We start from the raw sequence: 23,217 nt of genomic DNA, 5'->3' as shown, positions 1-23,217 counted from the left end.
TTTTTTTCACAAATTCATAACAAATTATTCAGATTAATCTTAATTTTTGGTCGGATTTTTCTGAGGTTGTATGCCCCTCAATCGAGGGGCGTCCCGCTACGGTGGCCGCTCTCGATCAGAACGGTGCCGGGCATTCGAAGCGCAGGCGTTCGCCACTCTGCGGATGGGTGAAGCTGAGCATGCTGGCGTGCAGGCACAGGCGTGGCCAGGCGGCCAGCGCTTGTGGATGCGCGTACAGGCCGTCGCCCAGCAGCGGGTGACCGATGGACAGCATATGCACCCGCAACTGGTGCGAGCGCCCGGTGATCGGGGTCAACTCGACACGGCACCAGTCGCCGCAACGTTCCAGCACGCGCCAGAAAGTCAGGGCGTTCTTGCCGAATTCGTGGTCCACCACGTGCCGCGGTTTGGTCGGCGGGTCGTAGCGCAGTGGCAGGTCGATGCTGCCGCTGTCCAGTTCCGGTTGGCCCCAGCACAATGCGGTGTAGGCTTTTTCGGTCTCGCGGTCGTGAAATTGCCGGGACAGTTCGCGGTGGGTATCGGGGTCGCGGGCCAGCAGGATGATGCCGGAGGTTTCCCAGTCCAGCCGGTGGACGATGCGGGCTTCGGGGTAGCCGTTTTCCTGCAGGCGGGTGATCAGGCAATCCTTGTTGTCATCGGCCCGGCCAGGCACTGAGAGCAGCAGGGTAGGTTTGTCCACCACCAGGACAGCGGCGTCCTGGTGAATGATGCGGATATTCGACAGCGGCATTAAAACAGCCTCGTAACAAACGCCAACGGCGGCTCGATCAGCCCGGCTTCTACAGGAGCAGGCTTGCTCCTGTAGAAAAACCGAGGGATCGAGCCGCCGTGGCTCCAGCCTGGTCGATCAGCGATCAGGCAGGGTGATATTGAGTTCCAGGATCGAGCAGCTGCCCTGGTTTTCCAGAGCGACATGCACGTCATCGGACCCGATATTGACGTACTTGCGGATTACTTCCACCAGTTCCTTCTGCAAGGCAGGCAAGTAATCGGGGGTAGTGCGTTGGCCGCGTTCATGCGCCACGATGATCTGTAGACGCTCTTTCGCTACCGACGCGGTGCTTACTTTTTTGCTGGCACGAAAGAAGTCAAAAAGGTTCATTTACCTACCTCCAAACAGGCGCTCGAAGAATCCCTTCTTCTCGACATTGAGGAACCGGTGTTCCTTTTCCTTGCCCAGCAAGCGATCAACGGTATCGCTGTAGGCCTGGCCGGCATCGCTCTGGTCGTCGAGAATCACCGGCACGCCCTGGTTGGAGGCCTTGAGCACCGCCTGGGATTCCGGGATCACGCCCAGAAGGCGCACTGCAAGGATTTCCTTGACGTCCTCGACACCGAGCATTTCCCCTTTTTCGACGCGCTCCGGGTGGTAGCGGGTGATCAGCAGGTGTTCCTGGATCGGCTCTTCGCCTCTTTCGGCGCGGCGGGACTTGCTGGCCAAAAGGCCGAGCATACGGTCGGAGTCGCGCACCGAGGAAACTTCAGGGTTGGTCACGACAATCGCTTCGTCGGCGAAGTACATGGCCAGGTGGGCGCCTTTCTCGATACCGGCCGGGGAGTCGCAGACCACGAAATCGAAGGTCTCCTTGAGCTCCATCAGCACTTTTTCCACGCCTTCCTGGGTCAGCGCGTCTTTGTCGCGGGTCTGGCTGGCGGCCAGTACGTAGAGGTTTTCCAGGCGCTTGTCTTTGATCAGGGCTTGCTGCAGGTTGGCTTCGCCGTTGACCACGTTGACGAAGTCATACACCACGCGACGTTCGCAACCCATGATCAGGTCGAGGTTACGCAAGCCGACGTCGAAGTCGACGATGACAGTTTTGTGGCCGCGCAGAGCGAGGCCGGTACCGATAGCGGCGCTGGTGGTGGTCTTACCCACACCACCCTTGCCGGATGTAACCACGAGAATCTTGGCCAAGGTGTTTCACCCCTAAGGAAGAAGGACTTTTTAGCCCCTGAAAAACATCTCTATGAAAACTACTGCAGTCGGACAGCCTTGGCTGGAGGTCGGTTAACACCTGCTCCTACTTCGTTTGAGCCGTATTCGCTAGGTTTTAGAGATGCCTGGAAAATGCGGCAGTATCCGTTAAAGACGTGTGATGTTCAACACGTCACCCGACAGGCTGACCTGGACCCCGGCGCCCCACAACGGGTCGCGCCGCAGGTCCTCGGAAACCTTGTACTGGCCGGCGATGGACACCAGTTCAGCGCTCAACTGCTGACAGAAAATCCGTGCCTTGGTGTCGCCCTTGACCCCGGCCAGCGCTCGACCGCGCATCGGGCCGTATACATGGATGTTGCCATCGGCCAGAAGTTCCGCACCCGGGCTGACCGACGAGGTCACTACCAGATCGCCACCCTGGGCATAGATCTGCTGTCCGCCGCGTACTGGCGAAGTGATGATGCGGGTGGGCTTGATGGTCGGTTCAGGCGGTTTTTCAGGCTTTTTCCGGGCTTCGTTTTCCTGCGGTTCCAGCGGCCGCTCGCGGGCGCCGGAGGGCGGCAGGACCGGCAGGTCGACGGCGATCGCCGCGGCGATGTCTTCGATGCGGCTGGCGCGGATCGCCAGGGTGCGCAGACCATGGTGACGGCAGACGCGCATCAGACCGGGCAGATCGACGGCGCCTTCGCTGGCCGGCAGTTTGTCCAGCGCCAGCACCAGCGGGGCGTTACTGAAGAAATTCGGGGCTTGCGCGACCTTCGCCGCCAGTTGGCGATCGAGGCCTTCGAGGTCGTTGCGGGCCAGTTCCAGCACGGTGATGGCCAGCATGCTGCCCTTCAACTGGAACACAGGATCCAGGTCTTGCGATTCGGTTTGGCTCATGGTCGGCATAAAGCGGCTTGTCACTAAAAGTGCCGAGACTTATAACGAGAACGCCCGCGGGCCGCAAGCCGGGTCGAACCGATGTAGAATGCGCGACCTTGTTGTCTGTCCGGAATCTGTAATGGATCGCCCGCGTTTTCGAGCTGCATTTCTTTATCCCCGTTTTTGGCCGCTGTGGCTGGGCCTGGGCCTGCTATGGCTGGTGGTCCAGTTGCCCTATCCGCTGCTGCTGTGGATCGGCCGTGCCCTGGGCGCGTTGATGTACCGGGTGGCCGGCGAGCGTCGGCGGATCGCCAAGCGCAACCTGGAACTGTGTTTCCCCGAGAAGTCCGCGGCCGAGCGCAAGCGCCTGCTCAAGGAAAACTTCGCCTCCACTGGCATCGCCTTTTTCGAGATGGCCATGAGCTGGTGGTGGTCCAAGCCGCGCCTGGCGCGCCTGGCCCATGTCGAAGGGCTGGAGTACCTCAAGCAGGCGCAGCTGGAAGGCAAGGGCGTGATCCTCATGGCCCTGCACTTCACCACCCTGGAAATCGGCGCGGCGTTGCTGGGCCAGCAGCACACCATCGATGGCATGTACCGCGAGCACAAGAACCCGCTGTTCGATTTCATCCAGCGCCGTGGCCGCGAACGGCACAACCTGGATTCCCTGGCCGTGGAGCGTGAAGACGTGCGCGGCATGCTCAAGCTGCTGCGTGCCGGGCGTGCCATCTGGTACGCACCGGACCAGGATTACGGCGCCAAGCAGAGCGTGTTCGTGCCGCTGTTCGGCATCCAGGCGGCGACGGTTACCGCCACCAGCAAGTTCGCCCGGCTGGGCAAGGCCCTGGTGGTGCCTTTCACTCAGCAGCGGCTGGCCGATGGCAGTGGTTATCGCTTGGTGATTCACCCGCCGTTGCAGGATTTCCCGGGTGAGACCGAAGAGGCCGATTGCCTGCGCATCAACCAGTGGATCGAAGGCGTGCTGCGCGAGTGCCCGGAGCAGTACCTGTGGGCGCACCGCCGCTTCAAGAGCCGCCCGCCAGGCGAGCCGAAGCTGTATAAGAAGCGCGGTTGAAATTATCGCGTTAGGCTCTAGGACGAAAGGTCGGCGAGCGAAGGTCAGGCAAGGCAAAAACAGGCGAGGAAGCGGAGTGTAGGGGCCTACATGAGCATTCCGAGCCTGTTTTTAACGCAGCATGGCCGAGCGTAGCCACTTTTCGTACAGAGCCAAGATTGAAAGCCCTTTATCAGCGCCATGGAGTGTAGCGATGAGCCCAGCGGAACCGGTCACAGGATTGATTCTTTCCGGCGGCGGGGCTCGTGCGGCATATCAGGTGGGGGTATTGGCGGCAATTGCCGAGTTGCTGCCGGCGGGGGCGAGCAATCCGTTTCCGGTGATTGTCGGGACCTCGGCCGGGGCGATCAACGCGGTCAGCCTGGCCAGCGGCGCGCTGGATTTCACCGCGGCCATCGAACGTCTCACGGCGTTCTGGCAGGGCTTTCGCAGCCATCAAGTGATCCGCAGCGACTGGCCCGGGGTGATCCGCCAGGCCACCCGGTTCGTCGGCCACAGCCTGCTCGGCCTGGGCGCGCAGGTGCCGGTGGCGCTGCTCAACAGCTCGCCGCTGCGGCAGTTGTTGAACGATAAGCTGCAACTGTCCGGCATTCGTCAGGCGATCGCGCAAAAGCACCTGCAGGCGGTGGCGGTCACGGCCTTCGGTTACGAATCGGGCCAGGCGGTGACGTTCTACCAGGGCGGCGGCACCATCGATGCCTGGCTGCGCCATCGGCGTATCGGCCTGCCCACCGAACTCACGGTCGAACACTTGCTGGCCAGTTCGGCGATTCCGTTGCTGTTCGCTCCAGTGAAAATCGACCAGGAGTTTTTCGGCGACGGCGCGGTGCGGCAATCGGCGCCCATCAGTCCGGCGTTGCACCTGGGGGCCAGCCGGGTGCTGGTGGTCGGGGTCAGCGGCAACCCTCGCGGCATCGATCCGCAGGTGCCCCAGCAACGCAGCTACACCGGACAGCAGCCGACGCTGGCGCAGATCGGCGGCCACATGCTCAACAGTACCTTCATTGACAGCCTGGAGAGCGACATCGAACTCTTGCAGCGACTCAACCAGTTCAGTCATCTGCTGCCGTCGGGCACGCCCGTCCGCGCCCTGGGCGTGGCACCGGTGGAGGTGCTGGTGATTGCGCCCAGCCAGCCGATCGACGAGATCGCTGCCCGGCACCGGCATGAGCTGCCGGCGGCACTGCGCCTGTTTCTGCGCGGGCCGGGGGCAACCAAGACCAGCGGTGCCGGAGTCCTGAGTTACCTGTTGTTCGAGTCGGGGTATTGCAGCGAACTGATCGAACTGGGACGCAGCGATGCCCTGGCCAAGCGCGACGAGCTGCGGCGCTTCCTGGGATTGGCGGCAGAAGTCGAGACGGCCTGAAAAAGCATCGCGAGCAAGCTCGCTCCTACAGGGAGTTCATTATCTCTGTAGGAGCGAGCTTGCTCGCGATAGCGTTTCTAAGGGCAATGCTCAGGCCGTCAGTTTGTCATCGCGAAAATCCCGCAACGCCTGCTCGATCTCTTCCCGGGTGTTCATCACGAACGGGCCGTACTGCACGATCGGCTCGCCCAGGGGCTTGCCGGCGATCAACAGCACACGGGCGCCATTGGCACTGCTCAACTGGATCTCGCCCTGGTCGGACAGGCGCACCAGCTTGCTGCTGGCGACCGGTTGCGGATGCCCGGCCAGCTCAACCTGGCCTTCATAGACATACAGCAGGGCCCGATGTCCTTCAGGCAGACGCGGGCTGATGCTGGCGCCAGCAGGCAGGCGCAGGTCGAAGTAGTGGGGCTCGGTGTCTGGTCGCTCCACGGCGCCGGTCTGTTGCACCTGGCCGTCATCGAAGCGGCCGGCGATCACCACCACTTCCACGCCATTGGCGGTGGTCAGGCGCGGGATGTCCTGGGGTTGAATGTCCCGGTAACCGGCCTTGTCCAGCTTGTGCTTGCCCGGCAGGTTCAGCCATAGCTGGAAGCCGCGCATCACGCCTTCTTCCTGCTCCGGCATCTCGCTGTGGATGATGCCCTTGGCAGCGGTCATCCACTGCACGCCACCGCCTTCCAGCAGGCCGACGTTGCCCAGGTGATCCTCATGGCGCATGCGGCCTTCGAGCATGTAGGTGACGGTTTCGAAACCGCGATGGGGATGGGGCGGGAAGCCGGCGATGTAATCGTCGGGGTTTTCCGAGCCGAACTCGTCGAGCATCAGGAACGGGTCGAAACGCTCGACACCCTGGCCACCGAAGACCCGGGTCAGTCTGACGCCGGCGCCGTCCGAAGCGGGCTGGCCGGTATGGACGCTGAGTACTTTGCGAAATTGAGTCATCGATGCAACTCCTGATCAGATTGGAATGAGCGACATGCTATGCCAGCTCAACTGATCGATGGTTGCGAATATCGGCGCGTTACTATCGATTTGTTCGATGTAATCCGTTCCCGCGACCCGCACGGGAACGGTGCTCACAGCATCAGAAGTGGTACTTGAGCAGCAGGCTGGCGGTGTTCTGGTCGGTGTCGAAGTACGGGGTGTCCTTGACCCCGTACTTGTTCTTCCAATAGTCGTATTCGATACCGACATACAGCTGTTTGTCGCCCAGTTTCAGCGCCTTGCCCAGGTCGTACTTGATCTGCGGGTTGATGTGCAGGTTGGCGTGGTACTCGCCTTTGGAATTCTTGTCGTTGTCCACTACCCAGTCGATGAAGCCGTCGATCAGGATGTCCGAACGGCCCACCGGAATGGTGTAGGACCATACCGGGGTGATCTGCCAGACATTGTCGCCGGCACGGCTGCCTTCGGTCTGGCGGTTGTAGAAGTTCAACTGGAAGTAATCGAACCCGGGGATCGCCAGGTCAAAACCCGGACCGATCAGGTAGGACTCGTTATCGCCTTCGCCGAACTCGTAAGTCATGGCCAGTAATACATCCTTGATCGGACCGAACTCCAACTTCTGATCAAAGATCTTGCCGAATGAAAGACGCGGGCTGAACTCGCCGTAATAAGTATTCGGACCGACGTTGCCGTCCTTTTTACCGTTGTAGAAGATCTTGTCGATAAACAGGAAGTTGTCGCCGTACTTCCAGGCATCGGCATGTTCGAACGTAACGGTCTGTTGGATTTCTGGATTGATCGCGAAGTCTTTGCCGTAGAGGTAAGTCAGGCTGTTGTTCTGCCATTGCAGCAGATCGCCGGCGGTGGCCTGGGCCCCTGCCAGCAAGGATCCGGCAAGCATCAGGCCTTTACAGATGCGGTTCATTCGGTTGCTCCCAAAAAGTAAGTGGTTCCACGTTTTTTTCTTTAAAGCCGGTGCTCTGGTGTGGCACCTTTCAGTGGCTGAAAAATCATCCGATCGGTCAGCTTTGTTGCTGATAGCAAGAGCTGAGCCAAGGCGAAAAAAAAACGCAAAAACTCCCGCGCGGCTGTACGAATACAGTCGATCGAGAGTGAATTCGGTTCTAAATCGGTACGCCTTGGTACTTTCCAGAGGCCTGGATAAGTTGGCTTTCTGGTCAGTTTTTAAATCCGGGCTTTTTTTTTCACCGGATTCAGGCGGCCGCGGAGAATACTGACTCCCACGGCCTTGCTCAAGTGCTCTGCAATAGCGCACTTGAAACAACTTTGGAGCACGTTTGCCGGCCATCCTAGAAATGCACCTTCACCAGCAGGCTGGCGGTGTTCTGGTTGGTGTCCAGGTTCGGGCTGTTCTGGATGCCGTACTTGTCTTTCCAGTAGCTGTATTCGAGGCCGACATACAGCTGCTTCTCGCCCAGGCGCAGGGCCTTGCCCAGGTCGTATTTGATCTGTGGGTTGATATGCAGGTTGGCGTGGTAGGTGCCGCGGTCGTTCCGGTCGTTGTCCACCACCCAGTCCAGGTAGCCGTCGATCAACAGGTTCGAGCGACCCAGCGGGATGCTGTAGGACCAGGAGGGGGTGATTTGCCAGACACCGTCGCCGGGGCGCGGGCCTTCGGTCTGGCGGCGGTAGAAGTTCAGGGTGAAATAGTTGAAGCCCGGAACGGCGAGGTCGAAACCGGGGCCGATCAGGTAGGCCTCGCTGTCGCCTTCGCCATATTCGTAGGTCATGGCCAGCAACACATCCTTGACCGGGCCGAAGGCCAATGAGCGGTCGAGGATCTTGCCGAACGACAGCCTGGGGCTGAACTCGCCGTAAAAGGCGTGGCGGCCTTTGTTACGGTCTTCCTGGCCGTTGTAGAAAATCTTGTCGACGAACAGGAAGGTGTCGCCGTACTTCCAGCGGTCGGCGTGTTCGAAGGTCACCGTCTGCTGGATCGACGGGTTGATCGCGAAGTTCTTGCCGTACAGGTACGTCAGGCTGTTGGTCTGCCACAGCAGCAGGTCGCCAGCCATGGCCTGGGTTGTCGCCAGCAGTGTGCCGCTGAGCAGCAGGCGTGCGTGTGCATGTCTCATCGTGTTGCTCCCTGTTTGTTTTTATTGTCAAGGCGCAGGCAGCCGCCGACTGCGACCGGGCGCGGTGCCGGGTCTGCCTGTCGTGCGTGTATTTCGGGTATCGACGGTCAAGCAGGGGCGACCGCCAGGCCGCCCCGTTCAGGCTTCAATGCTGGTGGGCGTGTCGGGGATTGCTGGCGGCCCGTTCGGTACCGCCCAGGATGTTGAACAGCAGGTTCAGGGCCAGGGCACTGAGAGTGGCCATGGCGATTCCGCTGTGGGTGATCGGGCTCATCCACAGCGGCAGGTGGGCGAAGAATTCCGGGCGGACCACCGGAATCAGGCCCATGCCGATGCTCACCGCCACCAGCAGTTGATTGCGGCGGTCGGCGATGTCGGCTTCCTGGAGGATCTTGATCCCGGTCGCCGCCACCATGCCGAACATGGCGATGGCTGCGCCACCCAGTACCGCCGGTGGAATCGAGGCCACCAGGAAAGCCGCCTTGGGCAGCAGGCTCAGGACTATCAGCAGGCCGCCGGCGACTAGGGTCACCGAGCGGCAACGCACGCCGGTCATCTGTACCAGGCCGATGTTCTGGGCGAACGAAGAGTGGGTGAAGGTGTTGAGGAAACCGGCGAAAAACGAGGCGCCGGCATCACACAGCAGGCCGCGACGCAGCATGTGCGGGGTGACTTCCTGGCCAGTGATCTTTCCCAGGGCGAGGAACATCCCGGTGGACTCGACGAAGATGATCACTACCACCAGGCACATCGAAAGGATCGGCGCCAGATGGAACTGCGGCATGCCGAAATGCAGCGGAGTGACCACCTGCACCCAGGGCGCCTGGGCCATGCCGCTGAGGTCGACCATGCCGATCAGGCCGCAGAGCACGTAGCCCAGGCCCATGCCGATCAGCACGGAAATATTCACCCAGAAACCGCGCATGAAACGGTGCACCAGCAGGATGGTGCCCAGTACCAGCGCGGCGATGGTCAGGTAGATCGGGGAACCGAATTCGGTATTGTGGCTGCCGCCGCCCGCCCAGTTCACCGCGACCGGGAACAGCGACAGGCCGATGGAGGTGATGACGGTGCCGGTGACCAGGGGCGGGAAGAAACGCACCACCTTGGACATGAAGGGCGCGATCAGCATGCCGAAGAAACCGGCGGCGATGGTCGCGCCAAAGATCCCCTGCAAACCGATGCCCGGCATGCCGGCCATGGCCACCATGCTGCCCACGGCGGCAAAGCTGGCGCCCATCATCACTGGCATGCGGATGCCCATGGGGCCGATGCCGAGGGATTGCACGATGGTGGCGATGCCGGCGACCAGCAGGTCGGCATTGATCAGGAAAGCGATTTCTTCACGACTCAGACCCGCGGCCTGTCCGATGATCAATGGCACCGCGATGGCGCCTCCGTACATCAGCAGGACATGCTGCAAACCGACCAGGATCAGTTGCAAAAGGGGCAGTCGCGCAATGGCGGGTGCGTCGGGGATGCGCGGTTCGGTTAACGCGGACATGCAACACCTCGGATCTTTTTTATTCTTGTGATTAGAAAGCTGTGTGGTTGCGAACAGCTTTTTTGCAGCAGGCCAACCGCGTGGCGGCTGATCGCGAGCAAGCTCACTCCCGTAGTAAGCTCACTCCCGTAGGAGCGAGGCTTGCCCGCGATGTTTTTCAGCGGTGACTCAGTTGGTGCGCGCCCCCTGGTTGATCCAGGCGCCGATCAGGTCACGTTCCTGCTGGGTCATCTGGGTGATGTTGCCCAGCGGCATGATCTGGCTGGCGACTGCCTGGGCCTGGATCCGTGGGGCCTGGAGCTTGATCTGCTCCGGGGTATCGAACATCACGCCGGCCGGCGCGGCACTGAACAGCGGGCTGGTGGGCTTGGCCGAGTGGCAGACGGTGCAACGTTCCTGGATCACGTTGTGCACCTTGTCGAAGCTCGGGCCCTGGGTTGTGGTGGACGCTTGCGTCGGAGCAACTTCGGGAGCCGCCGGAGCCGCTGCGGCCTCAGGCTTGGCGCCGCCGCCGATGGCGGTTTCCGGCAGTGGCTGGTACTCGATCTTTGCCGGGGCCTTGGCCACTTCCGGACCCTTGGCCATTTGCGCAGGGCCGGTGACGTAGGCCAGGCAGATCATGCCCAGGGCCGCGACCGGCAGGGTCCAGGCGAACTTGTGGCTGTCGTGGCGGGTGTTGAAGTAGTGACGCACCAGCACTGCCAGCACCGCGATCCCGGCCAGGATCAACCAGTTGTACTGGCTGCCGTAGGTGCTCGGGAAGTGGTTGCTGATCATGATGAACAGCACGGGCAGGGTGAAGTAGTTGTTGTGGCGCGAACGCAGCAGGCCCTTGGCCGGCAGGGTCGGGTCCGGCGTGCGGTTTTCCGCGATGGCGGCCACCAGCGCGCGCTGGGCCGGCATGATGATGCGGAACACGTTGCCGACCATGATGGTGCCGATGATGGCGCCGACATGCAGATAGGCGCCGCGACCGCTGAACACCTTGCTGAAGCCATAGGCCGCGGCGATCAACAGCACAAACAGGATGAAGCCGAGCAGGGCGGGTTTCTTGCCCAGGGGCGAGTCGCAGAGGAAGTCGTAGACGAACCAGCCGGCGATCAGCGAACCGATGCCGATGGCCACGCCTTCAGGGCCGGTCAGGCCGCTGCCGGGCGCTACCAGGTAGAGCATCGGGTTGTAGTAGAACACCAGGCAGAGCAGGGCGATCCCCGACATCCAGGTGAAGTAGGCTTCCCACTTGAACCAGTGCAGGTTCTCCGGCATGGACGGTGGGGCCAGCTTGTATTTTTCCAGGTGATAGATGCCGCCACCGTGGATTGCCCAGAGGTCGCCCGACAGGCCGTCCTTGGGGTTGACGCGATTGAGGTTGTTTTCCAGCCAGACGAAGTAGAACGACGCGCCGATCCAGGCCACGCCAGTGATCATGTGAACCCAACGCACGCTCAGGTTGAGCCATTCCAACAGATGTGCTTCCACAGTCTTTACCTCTCGCCTGTCACCCTTGTTTTCGGGTGATCAGACCTTCTCTTATTGGTGGGGGGCGAGGATCAAACACTCATCCTCTTCAAAGAAATGCTCATCGCAGTTATTGCCTGTGCCACTGCGATCAACCACCAGGAAGTCATCCCGCTTTTCGATCGTCAGCACCGGGTGGTGCCAGACGCCGCGATGGTAATTAATGCCCTGCCTGCCATTGCTGACGAAGGCGCGGACCAAGCCCGATACAGGTGCATCGCCAAGTGGCGCGACCACGATCAGAAAGGGGTTGCCGAGCAGCGGAATGAAAGCCTGGCTGCCCAGCGGATGGCGCTCCAGCATGCGTACGGTCAAGGGCATGTCCAGCGCGTCGGCGCGGAAGATGCTGATGATCGCCTTGTCGTCCGGCGTGGCGGTTTCCACGGTAGCCAGACGATGGAAGCGCATGGTCGAACCGTTGTTGATCATGAAGTGATCGCTGCCGTCGGTTTCGATCACGTCACCGAAGGGGGCGAAGGCTTCTTTGGTCAGCGGTTCGATCATCAATGTGCGCATGCTGTTCTTCTTAATCTGTGAGTTCGGTTTTTCGGCAAGTCATGTTTTTTGCAGGAGCGAAGCTTGCTCGCGATGGCGTCAAACCAGACAGCAGATGTCGACCTGACAACCGCTATCGCGAGCAAGCTTCGCGCCTACAGGCTCGGCATTACTTCGCGACCTTGCCGAGGATCCGCAGGCGGCTGACGCCACCGTCCGGGAACACGTTCAGGCGGATATGGGTGATCGGGCCCAGGGCCTTGATCTGCTCGGCGAAGGTGTGTTCGGCGTGCATTTCCAGCTTCTGGCTCGGCAGCAGTTCGCGCCAGAACAGCGACTGGGTTTCGATCTGGCTGTCGGTGCCACCCTTGACGAAGGCGCCCTGGATCGAGCAGCTGTCCGGGTAGTTGCCCTTGAAGTGCAGGGTGTCGACGATGATCTTCTCGATCTCGCCCGGATGGCCCAGGGCGACGATCACCCAGTCATTGCCCGGCGTGCGGCGGCGGGCGGTTTCCCAGCCATCGCCCATGTTGATGCCGCGGCCCGGGTTGAGGATGTTGCTCATGCGGCCGAAGTGTTCATCGGAGCAGGCCAGGGCGCGGCCACCGTTGAGGGCGGCTGCCAGGTCGACCTGTTCGTTGTCGCCGACCGCCGACCAGTCGCGGTACGGGATGCCGTGCACGCGCAGACGGGCCACGCCGCCATCCGGGTAGATGTTGAAGCGCAGGTGGCTGAACGCCTGGTCGTTGCTGATCTCGTGGTAGTGATGGCTGTTGCCTTGCAGCTCGACGGCCGGCAGCACTTCCACCCACTGGGTGTTTTCGTTCGGCTCGCCTTCGGTCAGGAAGCAGGCTTCCAGGGAGGCCGATGGCGGGAAGTTGCCGGTGAAGAATGAGGTGTCGATGTCCACACCCTTGATCTGGCCAGGCACGCCCAGGCGGATCACAGCGCTGTCGTAGCCTTCGAAGCGCTTGCGGCGCGACTCCCAGCCGTCCATCCACTTGCCGTTGTCATCGAATACGCCCTCCTTCCATACGGCCGGGGTCGGCTGGAACAGACGGTTGGCGTCCGCGAACCAGTCATCGGTCACCGAGATGATCTTGGTGCCCAGGCGGGCGTCGGCCAGGTTGACGAACTTCTCGAAAGGTACGGCGTAAGCTTTCATTCTTCTTGTCTGCCTTTAATTGAGTGGCTTGGGATGCTTGCAGGGCCCTGGGTACGTTTCGTACTCGGGCCAGGCTTGCTAGAGAGTCAGTAATCGGAACAGGGCGATCTTGTTGATCTCCGCCAGCGCGCACCGGAATTCGGTGTCCACCGAGTTGTGGATGCGGGCTTCGAACGCCGCGAGGATCTGATGCCGGTTGCTGCCTTTTACCGCCATGATGAAGGGAAACTTGAACTTGGCCTTGTAGGCATCGTTCAGCTCGGTGAAGCGCTGGAACTCTTCGGCCGTGCATTGGTGAATACCGGCGCCAGCCTGTTCATGGGTGCTGGCTTCGGTCAGCTGCCCCTGGACGGCGGCTTTGCCGGCCAGGTCCGGGTGAGCGTTGATCAGGGCCAACTGGCTCTGGTGATCAGCGCTCAACAGGATGTCGCTCATGCGCTGGTGCAGGGTGTCGATCCGGTCGATCGATGCGTCCTGGCCCAGGTCGAAGGCCTTTTCGGCGACCCATGGCGAATGTTCGTAGATATCGGCGAAGGCTTTGACGAAGGCGTCGCGGCTCAGGGTCGAGGGTTTCAGGGTTTGGAAGGTGCTCATTTCGCAGCTCCCGGGAACGGGTGGGTTTGTTGCCAGTGGCGGGCGATATCCACGCGGCGGGTGAACCAGACCTGATCGTGACCCTTGGCGTACTCGATAAAGCGTTTCAGGGCGGCCAGGCGCGCCGGACGGCCGATCAGGCGGCAGTGCAGGCCGATGGACAGCATCTTCGGCGCCTCGGCGCCTTCGGCGTACAGCACGTCGAAGGCATCCTTGAGGTACTGGTAGAAATCGTCGCCCTTGTTGAAGCCCTGGACCTGGGTGAAGCGCATGTCGTTGGTGTCCAGGGTGTAGGGGATCACCAGGTGCGCCTTGCCGGTCGGGTTGTTGGGTTCCCAGTAGGGCAGGTCGTCGTCGTAGGTGTCGCAGTCGTAGAGGAAACCGCCTTCTTCCATCACCAGGCGCCGGGTGTTCGGGCCGGTGCGGCCGGTGTACCAGCCCAGCGGGCGTTCACCGGTGATTTCAGTGAGGATGCGGATCGCCTCGAGCATGTGCTCGCGTTCCTGGGCCTCGTCCATGTACTGGTAGTCGATCCAGCGGTAGCCGTGGCTGCAGATCTCGTGGCCGGCTTCGACCATGGCGCGGATCACGTCCGGATGGCGCTGGGCGGCCATGGCGACGGCGAAGATGGTCAGCGGAATGTCGAATTCCTTGAACAGCTTGAGGATCCGCCAGACGCCGGCGCGGCTGCCATACTCGTACAGCGATTCCATGCTCATGTTGCGCTCGCCCTGCAGGGGCTGGGCGGCGACCATTTCCGAAAGGAAGGCTTCTGATTCCTTGTCGCCGTGCAGGATATTGCGCTCGCCGCCTTCTTCGTAATTGAGCACGAACGACAGGGCGATGCGGGCATTGCCCGGCCAGTGAGGGTGAGGAGGGTTGGAGCCGTAACCGATCAGGTCGCGTGGGTAGTCAGCGCTCACTGCAGTCTTCCTTCTTATCGTGATAACGGTGGCGTGGCGGGGCCTGAGGGGGAAAGGCAGGCTGGCGTCACAGCGATGGAACGATTGTATACAACTTTTCAATCAGTTTGTAAGCCCGATTTTTTGCATTTTTCATCGATTGTGTTCATCCCTGGGTACTGCAAGAAACCTGCCTGGTTGGTCAGCTAATGGATGAAAAGTCTTCTGCTCTCATGGTCTAGCCGCTGATCAAGGGAATACGGGGACTTGCTCGAAGTACCCGGAAATGGGTGATTTTTATTGTGTACAATTTTTTTTAAAAGTGTCTTAATAAATTCCTTGCCGCATCCTTTCGTGCTCCGAAATGGTGCGGTCTCCTTATCAACTGACTTCAGGAGGCGCGAGGTCTGGACGTGTGAGCGCGCACAGACACGCAGAATCAATGGGACGTTTGACTACACACGTGTTGGATGCCGCGCATGGCTGCCCAGGCAGCGCCATCAAGGTCGAGCTGTACCGGGTCGAAGGTGCCCAGTTGGAACTGGTCGCCAGTGCCCTGACCAACAGCGATGGCCGTTGCGATGCGCCGTTGCTGCAAGGCGATGACTACCGCACCGGGGTTTACCAGCTGCAATTCCATGCCGGCGATTACTACCGTGCTCGCGGCGTGCAACTGCCTGAGCCAGCGTTTCTCGATGTGGTGGTGCTGCGTTTCGGCATCTCGGCCGAGCAGGAGCATTACCACGTACCGCTGCTGATCTCGCCCTACAGTTATTCGACCTACAGAGGAAGCTAGGACTTTCCCCCCACGAAGCCTGCGCAAATAGCTTCTTTGGTCTTTCGCCCGCTCACACTGCGGGCTTTTTTTCGTCCCCGGAAAAGTGCTGCTTGTGAGGACGCTATCGCGGACAAGTCGGATTGCCGCCCGCGCGCTCCTACAGGATTTGCACTGCTTCTGTAGGATCGAGGTTTGCCCGCGATGCTCTCAGCGGCTCAACAGCGATGCAGCGCCCGCGCCGCTGAACAGCCCGGCGCTGACCCGGTTGAACCAGCTCTGGCCCTTGCCGCTGCGCAGGTAGCGCGCCGCGCCATGGGCGCCCAGGCCGTAAGCCAGCTTGCACAGCAGGTCGAGCAGGGTCCAGGTGACGATCATGATCAGCAGTTGTGGCAGGAAGGGTTGTTCGGCGCTGAGAAACTGCGGCAGAAATGCGGCGAAGAACAGAATGTCTTTCGGGTTGCTCGCGCCCAGCACAAAAGCGCGCCCGAACAGTGCGCGAAAGCGCGGTTTCGGTGCGGCCTGGGGCACTTCGGCGCCGAGGGAGGGCTGCCGCGATTGCTGCCAGCTTTGCCAGGCGAGATAGAACAGGTACAGCGCACCGACGATTTTCAGGGCGCTGAACAGCTGCTCCGAAGCCAGCAGCAGGGCGCCCAGGCCCAGGGCCGAGGCACTCAGCAGGCAGATCGAGGCAAACACGCCGCCGAGAAACGCCGGGTAGGACCGGCGCAAACCGTAATTCAGACTGTTGCTGATCATCAGCAGGGACAGCGGGCCCGGAATCAGGATCACCACCAGTGCCGCGCCGCTGAACAGCAGCCAGGTTTCCACGCTCATTGCCTTTCTCCTTATGTGCAAAAGCCTCACCCGACGGGGTGAGGCCGTTTGAAACCGATGTGCCTACAAGAAAATGAACTTGGCGATAAAGATCGCGCACAGCACCCACAGGCTGATGGAGATTTCCTTGTACTTGCCCGTCCCGGCCTTCAAGGCTACGTAGGTGATGAAACCCAGGGCGATACCGTCGGCGACCGAGAAGGTCAGCGGCATCATGATTGCGGTCACGATCGCCGGGATGCTGTCGGTGGCCTCTTCCCAATCGATGTGGGCCATGCCGCCCATCATCAGCATCGCCACATAAATCAGCGCACCGGCGGTGGCATAAGCGGGGATCATGCCAGCCAGCGGTGCGAAAAACATGGCTGCGATAAATAGCACACCTACGGTCACTGCGGTAAGACCAGTCCGACCACCCGCGGCGACACCCGCGGCACTTTCCACGTAGCTGGTCACGGGTGGAACGCCAACCACCGCACCGAATACGCTGGAGGCGCTGTCCGCCTTCAGGGCGCGGGAGAGGTTCTCGATCTTGCCGTCGGGGTTGACCAGGCCGGCGCGCTGGGCCACGCCCATCAGGGTGCCGGCGGTATCGAACATGTGCACGAAGAGGAAGGCCAGCACCACGCTGATCATGCTGACGTTGAACACCCCGGCGACGTCCATGGCCATCCAGGTCGGTGCCAGGCTCGGCGGGGCCGACATGATGCCCTCGTAGTGCACCAGGCCCAGGCCCCAGCCGGCCAGGGTCACGGTGATGATGCTGATGAGGATCGCGCCGAACACCCGGTGGTAACTGAGCACGGCAATCATCAGGAAGCAGATCGCCGCCAGCAGCGGGCCGGGTTCGCGCAGGGAGCCGAGCTTGATCAGGGTGGCCGGGCTATCGACCACGATGCCCGCGGTCTTCAAGCCGATCAGCCCGAGGAACAGGCCCACGCCGGCGCCCATGGCGAAGCGCAGGCTGGCCGGAATGCTGTTGAGCAGCCATTCGCGGATCCTCGAGAAGGTCAGGAACATGAACAGCACGCCGGACACGAACACCGCACCGAGGGCGGTTTCCCAGTTGTAGCCCATGGTTCCGACCACGGTGTAGGTGAAAAAGGCGTTCAACCCCATGCCGGGCGCCAGGCCTACCGGCCAGTTGGCGTACAGCCCCATCAACAGGCAACCCAGGGCGGCGGCGATGCAGGTGGCGACGAAGGCCGCGCCGTGGTCGATGCCGGCGTCGGCCATGATGTTGGGGTTGACGAAGATGATGTAGGCCATGGTGATGAAGGTTGTCAGACCGGCGATCAGCTCGGTCTTCACCGTGGTGCCATGCAACCTGAGTTTGAAGATGCGCTCCAGCCAGCCACTGTTCAGCGGCGGCGAGAGTTCCAGCGTAGGGGCTTCGGATTTGCGGCTTTCCACAGCGAGTACTCCTCAAGAGTTTTATTATTTTTTCCAGAGCCGGACACGCGAGGGTGGGCAGCGGCTCTTTGAGGCATGTAAGGCTTGCGGGCTTTTATTGACCTATGGGTCAGGAACTCGCACGTGGCGAATTATGCTTTTGTATACAAAGAAAGCAAATAATGTTTTTTGGGTTGTGTGCGAAAAGTTCGCCAGAAAGGCTATATGCCTGTAGCCGCTGGCGCAGCCTGCGATCGAGCGCGCAGCGCTCGTAATGGGGCTGACGCGGGTCTTGCAGAAGCATCGGCTATGCAGGTTGACGACCGCTGTGCGCTCGCAGGCTGTGGTGTCAGCGGTTTTCGCCCAGGGCCTTGTTCACCGCCAGCCAGCCATCCACCGCCGCCTCGCCGGCCTCGGCGAACACCCGTTGCAGCAGCTTCACCTGCTCGCGCCGCAGCGATTGCTCAAAGCGCGCACCGTCCTCGGTCAGTTCCAGCAGGCGTTTACGCTTGTCGCTCTCTGGGGCAACGCTGTTGACCAGGTGCATCTCCATCAATTGGCGCAGCGGAATGTTCAGCGCCTGCTTGCTCACGCCCAGTGCCGTGAGCAGTTCCTTCACACTCAGCCCCGGATAACGGGCAATGAAAAACACGATGCGCTGATGCACGCGACTCAGGCCGCGGCGCTCGAGCATTTCGTCGGCCTTGGCGGTGAACGCCTGGTAACCAAAGAAGAAAGCTTCCATGGCGGCTTGTTGCGTGGTCTGGTTTTTAAGGTCAAGCATATTGACGTATCTGCGAAAGTCGGCGTAATTTCGGTCAAGCAGTTTGACGTATTTTCCTCTGCCTTCGCTACGGGTGACCCTCATGGCCTTCTCCGAACGTGTTTCGCGTCTTAAAAGCTCACTGATCCGTGAAATCCTTGCCGCCGCGCAGCGTCCGGAAGTGATGTCGTTCGCCGGAGGGCTGCCCGCCGAAGCGATGCTGCCGAAGACCGATTGGCAGGCGATGCCGGTGTCCATGGGCCAATACGGCATGAGCGAGGGCGAGCCACAGCTGCGCGAGGCCCTGGCGGCACAGGCCCGGGCGCTGGGCGTGCCGTGCGAGGCCAGCCAGGTGCTGGTGGTCAGCGGTTCCCAGCAGACCCTCGATCTGGCGGCCAAGCTGTACATCGACAAGGGCACCGAGATCATGCTGGAAGCGCCGACCTACCTGGCGGCGTTGCAGATCTTCCAGCTGTTCGGCGCCGATTGCCTGACCGTGCCGCTTGAGGCCGATGGGCCGGACCTGGCGCAATTGCGCGCCCGCCTGGAGCAGCATCGTCCCGCGTTCATCTACCTGATCCCGACCTTCCAGAATCCTTCGGCGGTGCGCTACAGCGAGACCAAGCGCGATGCCGTGGCGGCGTTGCTCGATGAGTTCGAGGTGACCCTGATCGAGGACGAACCTTACCGCGAGCTGACTTTCGATGGCGGTAACGCCACGCCCATCGTCGGGCGCCTGCGCAAGGCCAGCTGGATCTACACGGGCACCGTGTCGAAGACGCTGCTGCCGGGGCTGCGAGTCGGTTACCTGATCGCCAGCCCGGACCTGTTTCCCCATCTGCTGCGGTTGAAGCAGTCGGCGGACCTGCACACCAACCGTGTCGGCCAATGGCAGGCGCTGCAATGGATAGGTACCGAGCAGTATCAGCAGCATCTGGGCGAGTTGCGTGATTTCTACCGGGTCCGCCGCGACGGTTTTCAGGCGGCCCTGCAACGTCATTTCGGCGATCTGGCCGACTGGCAGGTGCCCCAGGGCGGGCTGTTTTTCTGGTTGACCTTGAAACAGCCGCTGGACACCCGCACTTTGCTGAAGGCGGCGCTGGAGCAGGATGTGGCATTCATGCCGGGCGAACCCTTCTTCTCCGAGCCGGACCGCAATCCAGGTCACCTGCGGTTGAATTTCAGTCATATCGATCCGGCGCGTCTGGACGAAGGTCTCAAGCGGCTGGCCACCGTGGTACGTCAAGCACAGGCTGCACAGGCAGCCTAAGAGGAGAGGGCCATGTACAAGGTTTATGGGGATTACCGGTCCGGCAACTGCTACAAGGTCAAGCTGATGCTCAATCTGCTGGGCCAGCCTTATGAGTGGCACGCTGTGGATATCTTGAACGGGGATACGCAGACCGAGGCGTTTCTGGCGAAGAACCCCAACGGCAAGATCCCGGTACTGGAGCTGGAAGACGGCACCTGCCTGTGGGAGTCGAACGCGATTCTCAACTTCCTCGCCGATGGCAGCGAATTCCTGCCGAGCGAGCCGCGTTTACGCACGCAAGTGCTGCAATGGCAGTTTTTCGAGCAATACAGCCATGAGCCGTACATTGCCGTGGCGCGTTTCATCCAGCTTTATCTGGGCCTGCCGCAAGAGCGCCTTCACGAATACGAGAAGCTGCAAAAGCGCGGCTACAAGGCGCTGGACGTGATGGAGCACCAGTTGGCGCGCACGCCGTATCTGGTAGGCGAGCAGTATTCGATTGCCGATATCGCGCTCTATGCCTACACCCATGTCGCCCATGAAGGTGGCTTCGACCTGGCGCGCTACCCGGCGATCCAGGCCTGGATGCAACGGGTGGAAAGCCATCCGCGGCATGTCGGGATGCTCGACTGAGCTTCTGCGGGAAACAAAAAACCGACCCTTGGGTCGGTTTTTTATGGTCTGGTTCTTGTGGGGGCTGTTCTGGCGCTATCGCGGGCAAGCCTCGCTCCTACAGAAACTCGGTCGTAAACCTGTAGGAGCGTGGCTTGCCCGCGATGACGTCCTTCAGAACGCCAGCAACCATTCAAGCTGTTGCAAAGCGCTTGTCCAGATAATCGATGATCACCTTGGACTCGTACATCCAGGTGGTCTGGCCGTTTTCTTCGATGCGCAGGCACGGCACCTTGATCTTGCCACCTTGCTCCAGCAGGGTCTGGCGGTCCTGCTCGTTGTTTTTCGCGTCACGCAGGGCCACCGGAACGTTCAGGCGGTGCAGGGTGCGGCGGGTTTTCACGCAGAAGGGGCAGGCGTGGAACTGGTACAGGGTCAGGCCCTTGGCGGCCTGTTCGACCTGGGCTTGGGCCGCGGCGGGGCGCTGCTGCTTGCGTGGGCGGGTGATGAAGTCGATGAAGATGATGAGCTGGCCCAGGCCGACTCGAAGCGCTTTGACGATCACGATATTGCCTCTTGCCCATGAAAGAAGGGGCGGCAGCTTACCTGATTTTTGCCAGGCGAAAAAAAACCGGCGATGAACGCCGGTTCTTTCGGGCGGCCGTGTTACTTGATCAGGCTGAGAAACTCGCTGCGGGTCGCCGCGTTTTCGCGGAATTCGCCCAGCATCACCGAGGTGATCATCGACGAGTTCTGCTTCTCCACACCGCGCATCATCATGCACATGTGCTTGGCCTCGATCACCACCGCGACGCCCAGGGCGCCGGTCACTTGCTGGACCGCATCGGCGATCTGGCGGCTGAGGTTTTCCTGGATCTGCAGGCGACGCGCGTACATGTCGACGATGCGCGCGACTTTCGACAGGCCCAGCACCTTGCCGCTTGGAATGTAGGCGACGTGAGCCTTGCCGATGAAAGGCAGCAGATGGTGCTCGCACAGCGAGTAGAGCTCGATGTCCTTGACCAGCACCATTTCGCTGTTATCGGAGCTGAACAAGGCACCGTTGGTGACTTCTTCCAGCGTTTGTTCATAACCGCGGCAGAGGTACTGCATGGCTTTGGCGGCACGTTTTGGCGTGTCGAGCAGGCCCTCGCGGGAGACGTCTTCGCCCAATTGGCCGAGGATCGCCGTGTAATTCTGTTCCAGGGACATGAAACTACCTGTGGGATTTTACGCAAAGGGCAAGGGTACGGTGGCGGACTCGACGCTGCAAGCGCGACGAAGCGGCTTTACTCGTCGCGACCTTCCATCATGGTGCGCTTGAGCATCACATAGACCGCCCCAGCGCCGCCGTGCCTGGCCTGGCACGAGGTGAAGCCGAGCACCTGGGGATGCTGGCGCAGCCAGGTGTTGACGTGGCTCTTGATCATCGGCCGCTTGCCGTCCAGGCGCACGGCCTTGCCGTGGGTGACGCGCACGCAGCGGATTTCGAACTTGGTGGCTTCGGCGAGGAACGCCCAGAGGGTTTCCCGGGCCTTTTCCACGTTCATGCCGTGCAGGTCGAGGCTGCCCTCGAAAGGGATCTGGCCGACCTTGAGCTTGCGCATCTGGCTTTCCTGAACCCCGTCGCGGGCCCACATCAACTCGTCTTCCGGGCCGACGTCGATCACGAACTGATCGGACAGCCCGTCGACGGCAGTGGTTTCGGTGCGCACGCTGGCAGCCTGGCGCAGCTTGGCGATCTGCGCCCGGTCAGCCTTGGGTTTGCCGGTTTCGGCGCGATCGTGCTTGATCGGCTTGACGCCTTGGATCGCGCTTTTGAACAGGGAAAAATCGTCGTCTTGCATGTCAGCCTCCGCGAAGACCGAGCAGTTTACCCAACTCGACGGGAGAGGGGCGGGACAAAACGTGTTGCCATCGATTCAGTCATGTTTCTTCATCAGGTGTGGAGCCATGTTCAAGGTCTGCGGCTGGCGCATGCGGCGCCGGCAACGACGCCACAGCCAGACGCCGACATACAGCAGTAACAGACCGACCGCTAGAATCACCGCGGAACCTGCCGGACTTGCATTCAATTCGCCCAGCGCCGGAGGGCGCCCCAACAGGCTGGCGGCCCCGGCCATCGCCAGCAGCACACCGAAGGTCGCCAGCAACGCGGAGAATCCCGCGCCCAGGCGCAAACGCCAGTTCCGCGGGCCTTTGGGCCGCAGACGACGTGCGTCAAAACCATCGGATATCTTCATTCCGACCTTCCTCAATGGGTATCGGCCCTTCGACCGAAAGATGACCGGGTGGTTCCTGAGGCTAAGGCAATTACGGCAAATGAGAGGCTTTTACGGATGAGCGGCCCGTGGACCGCTCATTGCAGGTCGATCAGATCAGATCTTTGGTCAGGGCGAGGGTGGCGAAGTTGTCCGCCATGATGGCCATTTCGGTCTGCTGGACGTGCTCGGCGCTGAGGATGCCGCCCTTGTAGGGCAGGTCGCGGGTGGCGCAGGCGTCTTCCACCAGGGTGCAGCGAAAGCCCAGGTTCTTCGCCGCGCGCACGGTGGTGCTGACACTGGAGTGGCTCATGAAACCGCAGACGATCAGGTCCAGGGAGCCCAGGTCCTGCAGGCGCTTTTCCAGCTCGGTGCCATGGAAGGCGCTCGGCAGCAGCTTGCCGATGATGGTCTCGTCGCCCTGGGGTTCGAGGCCGGGGATGAATTCGCCGCGCTCACCCTGGGGGTCGAACAGACCGCCGACGGTGCCGAGGTGACGCACGTGCACAACCGGGCGGCCGGCGGAGCGGGCGGCAGCGACCAGTTGCTTGATGTTGGCGACCGCGGCGTCCATGCCGGACAGGGCCAGCGGACCGCTGAGGTACTCTTTCTGGGCGTCGATGATCACAAGGGTCGCGTGGCTCAAATTAGCCGCTGCATAACCACGACCGCTGAGTTGAAACATCGTCTTTGGAACGGACATTCTGGGGCTCCTGTGAGTGGGGCTTTTGCGACATTGTCCTCTGGCGGAGCGCTTCTGTGAATCGCTACTAACGTAAGGTGCGTGGTTGCTGGCCTACAGCCGTGTCAAGGGCTATGGAGAATCGGGTCGAATGCGGGG

26 protein-coding genes are annotated in these 23,217 nt (G+C 61.2%); 5 read left to right on the top strand and 21 right to left on the bottom strand.

The window, feature by feature from the left end; genetic code table 11:
* Window positions 1–115: 115 nt before the first annotated feature.
* The 4 genes from DK261_RS11245 to minC all read right to left on the bottom strand — a co-directional run bounded on the left by DK261_RS11245 (window position 116) and on the right by minC (window position 2,842).
* Window positions 116–751 (bottom strand): RluA family pseudouridine synthase, encoded by a 636-nt coding sequence (locus tag DK261_RS11245; RefSeq protein WP_007928667.1) that lies wholly within the window; start codon window positions 749–751, stop codon window positions 116–118.
* A gap of 117 nt (window positions 752–868) precedes the next feature.
* Window positions 869–1,123 carry a cell division topological specificity factor MinE gene (gene minE, locus DK261_RS11240; RefSeq protein ID WP_007928666.1) on the bottom strand — a complete coding sequence of 85 codons (255 nt, stop codon included), beginning with the start codon at window positions 1,121–1,123 and terminating at the stop codon, window positions 869–871.
* Complete coding sequence (minD, locus tag DK261_RS11235; protein WP_009050222.1) at window positions 1,124–1,936, bottom strand: septum site-determining protein MinD; 813 nt, start codon at window positions 1,934–1,936, stop codon at window positions 1,124–1,126.
* A gap of 168 nt (window positions 1,937–2,104) precedes the next feature.
* Window positions 2,105–2,842 carry a septum site-determining protein MinC gene (gene minC, locus DK261_RS11230; protein ID WP_009045065.1) on the bottom strand — a complete coding sequence of 246 codons (738 nt, stop codon included), beginning with the start codon at window positions 2,840–2,842 and terminating at the stop codon, window positions 2,105–2,107.
* 121 nt (window positions 2,843–2,963) lie between these two features.
* Here minC and DK261_RS11225 point away from each other — a divergent pair, with 121 nt between their 5' ends.
* Both DK261_RS11225 and DK261_RS11220 read left to right on the top strand, forming a co-directional pair.
* Window positions 2,964–3,896 (top strand): lipid A biosynthesis lauroyl acyltransferase, encoded by a 933-nt coding sequence (locus DK261_RS11225; protein WP_009050221.1) that lies wholly within the window; start codon window positions 2,964–2,966, stop codon window positions 3,894–3,896.
* A gap of 193 nt (window positions 3,897–4,089) precedes the next feature.
* Complete coding sequence (locus DK261_RS11220; protein WP_103331204.1) at window positions 4,090–5,262, top strand: patatin-like phospholipase family protein; 1,173 nt, start codon at window positions 4,090–4,092, stop codon at window positions 5,260–5,262.
* A gap of 90 nt (window positions 5,263–5,352) precedes the next feature.
* On the opposite strand, the gene DK261_RS11215 is transcribed toward DK261_RS11220, so the two are convergent.
* The 9 genes from DK261_RS11215 to puuE all read right to left on the bottom strand — a co-directional run bounded on the left by DK261_RS11215 (window position 5,353) and on the right by puuE (window position 14,505).
* Window positions 5,353–6,207 (bottom strand): pirin family protein, encoded by an 855-nt coding sequence (locus DK261_RS11215; RefSeq protein ID WP_016704393.1) that lies wholly within the window; start codon window positions 6,205–6,207, stop codon window positions 5,353–5,355.
* A 142-nt stretch (window positions 6,208–6,349) separates the two neighbouring features.
* Window positions 6,350–7,135 (bottom strand): outer membrane protein OmpK, encoded by a 786-nt coding sequence (locus tag DK261_RS11210; protein WP_009050218.1) that lies wholly within the window; start codon window positions 7,133–7,135, stop codon window positions 6,350–6,352.
* 385 nt (window positions 7,136–7,520) lie between these two features.
* Window positions 7,521–8,306, bottom strand: a complete 786-nt coding sequence (locus DK261_RS11205) for an outer membrane protein OmpK (RefSeq protein ID WP_110175708.1) — start codon at window positions 8,304–8,306, stop codon at window positions 7,521–7,523.
* A gap of 145 nt (window positions 8,307–8,451) precedes the next feature.
* Window positions 8,452–9,810, bottom strand: a complete 1,359-nt coding sequence (locus tag DK261_RS11200) for a nucleobase:cation symporter-2 family protein (RefSeq protein WP_053269693.1) — start codon at window positions 9,808–9,810, stop codon at window positions 8,452–8,454.
* A gap of 168 nt (window positions 9,811–9,978) precedes the next feature.
* Entirely contained in the window at window positions 9,979–11,289 is a 1,311-nt protein-coding gene (locus tag DK261_RS11195) for a urate hydroxylase PuuD (RefSeq protein WP_028683104.1), read from the bottom strand.
* Window positions 11,290–11,340: 51 nt separating this feature from the next.
* A complete protein-coding gene (locus tag DK261_RS11190; RefSeq protein ID WP_009050214.1) occupies window positions 11,341–11,844 on the bottom strand; it encodes an ureidoglycolate lyase in 504 nt (167 codons plus the stop codon).
* 148 nt (window positions 11,845–11,992) lie between these two features.
* Complete coding sequence (gene alc / locus DK261_RS11185; RefSeq protein ID WP_009050213.1) at window positions 11,993–12,988, bottom strand: allantoicase; 996 nt, start codon at window positions 12,986–12,988, stop codon at window positions 11,993–11,995.
* 78 nt (window positions 12,989–13,066) lie between these two features.
* Window positions 13,067–13,582: a 2-oxo-4-hydroxy-4-carboxy-5-ureidoimidazoline decarboxylase gene (gene uraD / locus DK261_RS11180; protein WP_009050212.1), complete on the bottom strand. Its 516-nt coding sequence runs from the start codon at window positions 13,580–13,582 to the stop codon at window positions 13,067–13,069.
* On the bottom strand, window positions 13,579–14,505 hold the full coding sequence (gene puuE / locus DK261_RS11175; RefSeq protein WP_023966466.1) for an allantoinase PuuE: 927 nt from the start codon (window positions 14,503–14,505) through the stop codon (window positions 13,579–13,581). The genes uraD and puuE overlap by 4 nt, the downstream gene beginning before the upstream one ends.
* A 421-nt stretch (window positions 14,506–14,926) precedes the next feature.
* On the opposite strand from puuE, the gene uraH reads away from it, so the two are divergent.
* A complete protein-coding gene (gene uraH / locus DK261_RS11170) occupies window positions 14,927–15,280 on the top strand; it encodes a hydroxyisourate hydrolase (RefSeq protein WP_009050210.1) in 354 nt (117 codons plus the stop codon).
* A gap of 189 nt (window positions 15,281–15,469) precedes the next feature.
* Here uraH and DK261_RS11165 read toward each other — a convergent pair whose 3' ends face one another.
* The 3 genes from DK261_RS11165 to DK261_RS11155 form a co-directional block, all read right to left on the bottom strand.
* Entirely contained in the window at window positions 15,470–16,096 is a 627-nt protein-coding gene (locus tag DK261_RS11165) for a LysE family translocator (RefSeq protein WP_009050209.1), read from the bottom strand.
* Window positions 16,097–16,159: 63 nt separating this feature from the next.
* Window positions 16,160–17,509 carry an NCS2 family permease gene (locus DK261_RS11160; protein ID WP_009050208.1) on the bottom strand — a complete coding sequence of 450 codons (1,350 nt, stop codon included), beginning with the start codon at window positions 17,507–17,509 and terminating at the stop codon, window positions 16,160–16,162.
* Window positions 17,510–17,837: 328 nt separating this feature from the next.
* Window positions 17,838–18,272, bottom strand: coding sequence for a MarR family transcriptional regulator (locus DK261_RS11155; RefSeq protein ID WP_009050207.1), 435 nt, complete (start codon window positions 18,270–18,272; stop codon window positions 17,838–17,840).
* 82 nt (window positions 18,273–18,354) lie between these two features.
* Here DK261_RS11155 and DK261_RS11150 point away from each other — a divergent pair, with 82 nt between their 5' ends.
* Both DK261_RS11150 and DK261_RS11145 read left to right on the top strand, forming a co-directional pair.
* Window positions 18,355–19,521, top strand: a complete 1,167-nt coding sequence (locus DK261_RS11150) for a PLP-dependent aminotransferase family protein (RefSeq protein ID WP_110175707.1) — start codon at window positions 18,355–18,357, stop codon at window positions 19,519–19,521.
* A 12-nt stretch (window positions 19,522–19,533) separates the two neighbouring features.
* Window positions 19,534–20,136 carry a glutathione S-transferase family protein gene (locus DK261_RS11145; protein ID WP_023966454.1) on the top strand — a complete coding sequence of 201 codons (603 nt, stop codon included), beginning with the start codon at window positions 19,534–19,536 and terminating at the stop codon, window positions 20,134–20,136.
* A gap of 172 nt (window positions 20,137–20,308) precedes the next feature.
* Here the strand turns inward: DK261_RS11145 and DK261_RS11140 are convergent, their stop codons facing one another.
* The 5 genes from DK261_RS11140 to DK261_RS11120 all read right to left on the bottom strand — a co-directional run bounded on the left by DK261_RS11140 (window position 20,309) and on the right by DK261_RS11120 (window position 23,079).
* Entirely contained in the window at window positions 20,309–20,680 is a 372-nt protein-coding gene (locus tag DK261_RS11140) for a glutathione S-transferase N-terminal domain-containing protein (RefSeq protein WP_009050204.1), read from the bottom strand.
* Between the two features lie 101 nt (window positions 20,681–20,781).
* Entirely contained in the window at window positions 20,782–21,327 is a 546-nt protein-coding gene (gene folE / locus DK261_RS11135; RefSeq protein WP_003204506.1) for a GTP cyclohydrolase I FolE, read from the bottom strand.
* Window positions 21,328–21,404: 77 nt separating this feature from the next.
* Window positions 21,405–21,962, bottom strand: coding sequence for a Smr/MutS family protein (locus DK261_RS11130; protein ID WP_110175706.1), 558 nt, complete (start codon window positions 21,960–21,962; stop codon window positions 21,405–21,407).
* A 75-nt stretch (window positions 21,963–22,037) separates the two neighbouring features.
* A complete protein-coding gene (locus DK261_RS11125) occupies window positions 22,038–22,358 on the bottom strand; it encodes a hypothetical protein (RefSeq protein WP_007932271.1) in 321 nt (106 codons plus the stop codon).
* A 130-nt stretch (window positions 22,359–22,488) separates the two neighbouring features.
* Window positions 22,489–23,079, bottom strand: a complete 591-nt coding sequence (locus DK261_RS11120; RefSeq protein ID WP_009050202.1) for a cysteine hydrolase family protein — start codon at window positions 23,077–23,079, stop codon at window positions 22,489–22,491.
* Window positions 23,080–23,217: the final 138 nt, after the last annotated feature.

The organism is Pseudomonas sp. RW409 (genome assembly GCF_003184125.1).
Taxonomy (GTDB): Bacteria; Pseudomonadota; Gammaproteobacteria; order Pseudomonadales; family Pseudomonadaceae; genus Aquipseudomonas; species Aquipseudomonas chlororaphis_I.
The sequence above is the reverse complement of the archived record's forward strand: the minus strand, read 5'-3'. Positions and strand labels throughout refer to the sequence as shown.

Excerpts from the sequence above, each read along its gene's own strand:
- DK261_RS11165 (WP_009050209.1), bottom strand. The coding sequence starts at position 16,096 with ATGAGCGTGGAAACCTGGCTGCTGTTCAGCGGCGCGGCACTGGTGGTG.
- DK261_RS11245 (WP_007928667.1), bottom strand. The coding sequence starts at position 751 with ATGCCGCTGTCGAATATCCGCATCATTCACCAGGACGCCGCTGTCCTG.
- DK261_RS11150 (WP_110175707.1), top strand. The coding sequence starts at position 18,355 with ATGGCCTTCTCCGAACGTGTTTCGCGTCTTAAAAGCTCACTGATCCGT.
- DK261_RS11205 (WP_110175708.1), bottom strand. The coding sequence starts at position 8,306 with ATGAGACATGCACACGCACGCCTGCTGCTCAGCGGCACACTGCTGGCG.
- minC (WP_009045065.1), bottom strand. The coding sequence starts at position 2,842 with ATGAGCCAAACCGAATCGCAAGACCTGGATCCTGTGTTCCAGTTGAAG.
- DK261_RS11220 (WP_103331204.1), top strand. The coding sequence starts at position 4,090 with ATGAGCCCAGCGGAACCGGTCACAGGATTGATTCTTTCCGGCGGCGGG.
- alc (WP_009050213.1), bottom strand. The coding sequence starts at position 12,988 with ATGAAAGCTTACGCCGTACCTTTCGAGAAGTTCGTCAACCTGGCCGAC.
- DK261_RS11145 (WP_023966454.1), top strand. The coding sequence starts at position 19,534 with ATGTACAAGGTTTATGGGGATTACCGGTCCGGCAACTGCTACAAGGTC.
- DK261_RS11225 (WP_009050221.1), top strand. The coding sequence starts at position 2,964 with ATGGATCGCCCGCGTTTTCGAGCTGCATTTCTTTATCCCCGTTTTTGG.
- DK261_RS11130 (WP_110175706.1), bottom strand. The coding sequence starts at position 21,962 with ATGCAAGACGACGATTTTTCCCTGTTCAAAAGCGCGATCCAAGGCGTC.
- minE (WP_007928666.1), bottom strand. The coding sequence starts at position 1,123 with ATGAACCTTTTTGACTTCTTTCGTGCCAGCAAAAAAGTAAGCACCGCG.
- uraH (WP_009050210.1), top strand. The coding sequence starts at position 14,927 with ATGGGACGTTTGACTACACACGTGTTGGATGCCGCGCATGGCTGCCCA.
- DK261_RS11125 (WP_007932271.1), bottom strand. The coding sequence starts at position 22,358 with ATGAAGATATCCGATGGTTTTGACGCACGTCGTCTGCGGCCCAAAGGC.
- DK261_RS11200 (WP_053269693.1), bottom strand. The coding sequence starts at position 9,810 with ATGTCCGCGTTAACCGAACCGCGCATCCCCGACGCACCCGCCATTGCG.
- DK261_RS11120 (WP_009050202.1), bottom strand. The coding sequence starts at position 23,079 with ATGTCCGTTCCAAAGACGATGTTTCAACTCAGCGGTCGTGGTTATGCA.
- DK261_RS11215 (WP_016704393.1), bottom strand. The coding sequence starts at position 6,207 with ATGACTCAATTTCGCAAAGTACTCAGCGTCCATACCGGCCAGCCCGCT.
- uraD (WP_009050212.1), bottom strand. The coding sequence starts at position 13,582 with ATGAGCACCTTCCAAACCCTGAAACCCTCGACCCTGAGCCGCGACGCC.
- DK261_RS11155 (WP_009050207.1), bottom strand. The coding sequence starts at position 18,272 with ATGCTTGACCTTAAAAACCAGACCACGCAACAAGCCGCCATGGAAGCT.
- folE (WP_003204506.1), bottom strand. The coding sequence starts at position 21,327 with ATGTCCCTGGAACAGAATTACACGGCGATCCTCGGCCAATTGGGCGAA.
- DK261_RS11210 (WP_009050218.1), bottom strand. The coding sequence starts at position 7,135 with ATGAACCGCATCTGTAAAGGCCTGATGCTTGCCGGATCCTTGCTGGCA.
- DK261_RS11190 (WP_009050214.1), bottom strand. The coding sequence starts at position 11,844 with ATGCGCACATTGATGATCGAACCGCTGACCAAAGAAGCCTTCGCCCCC.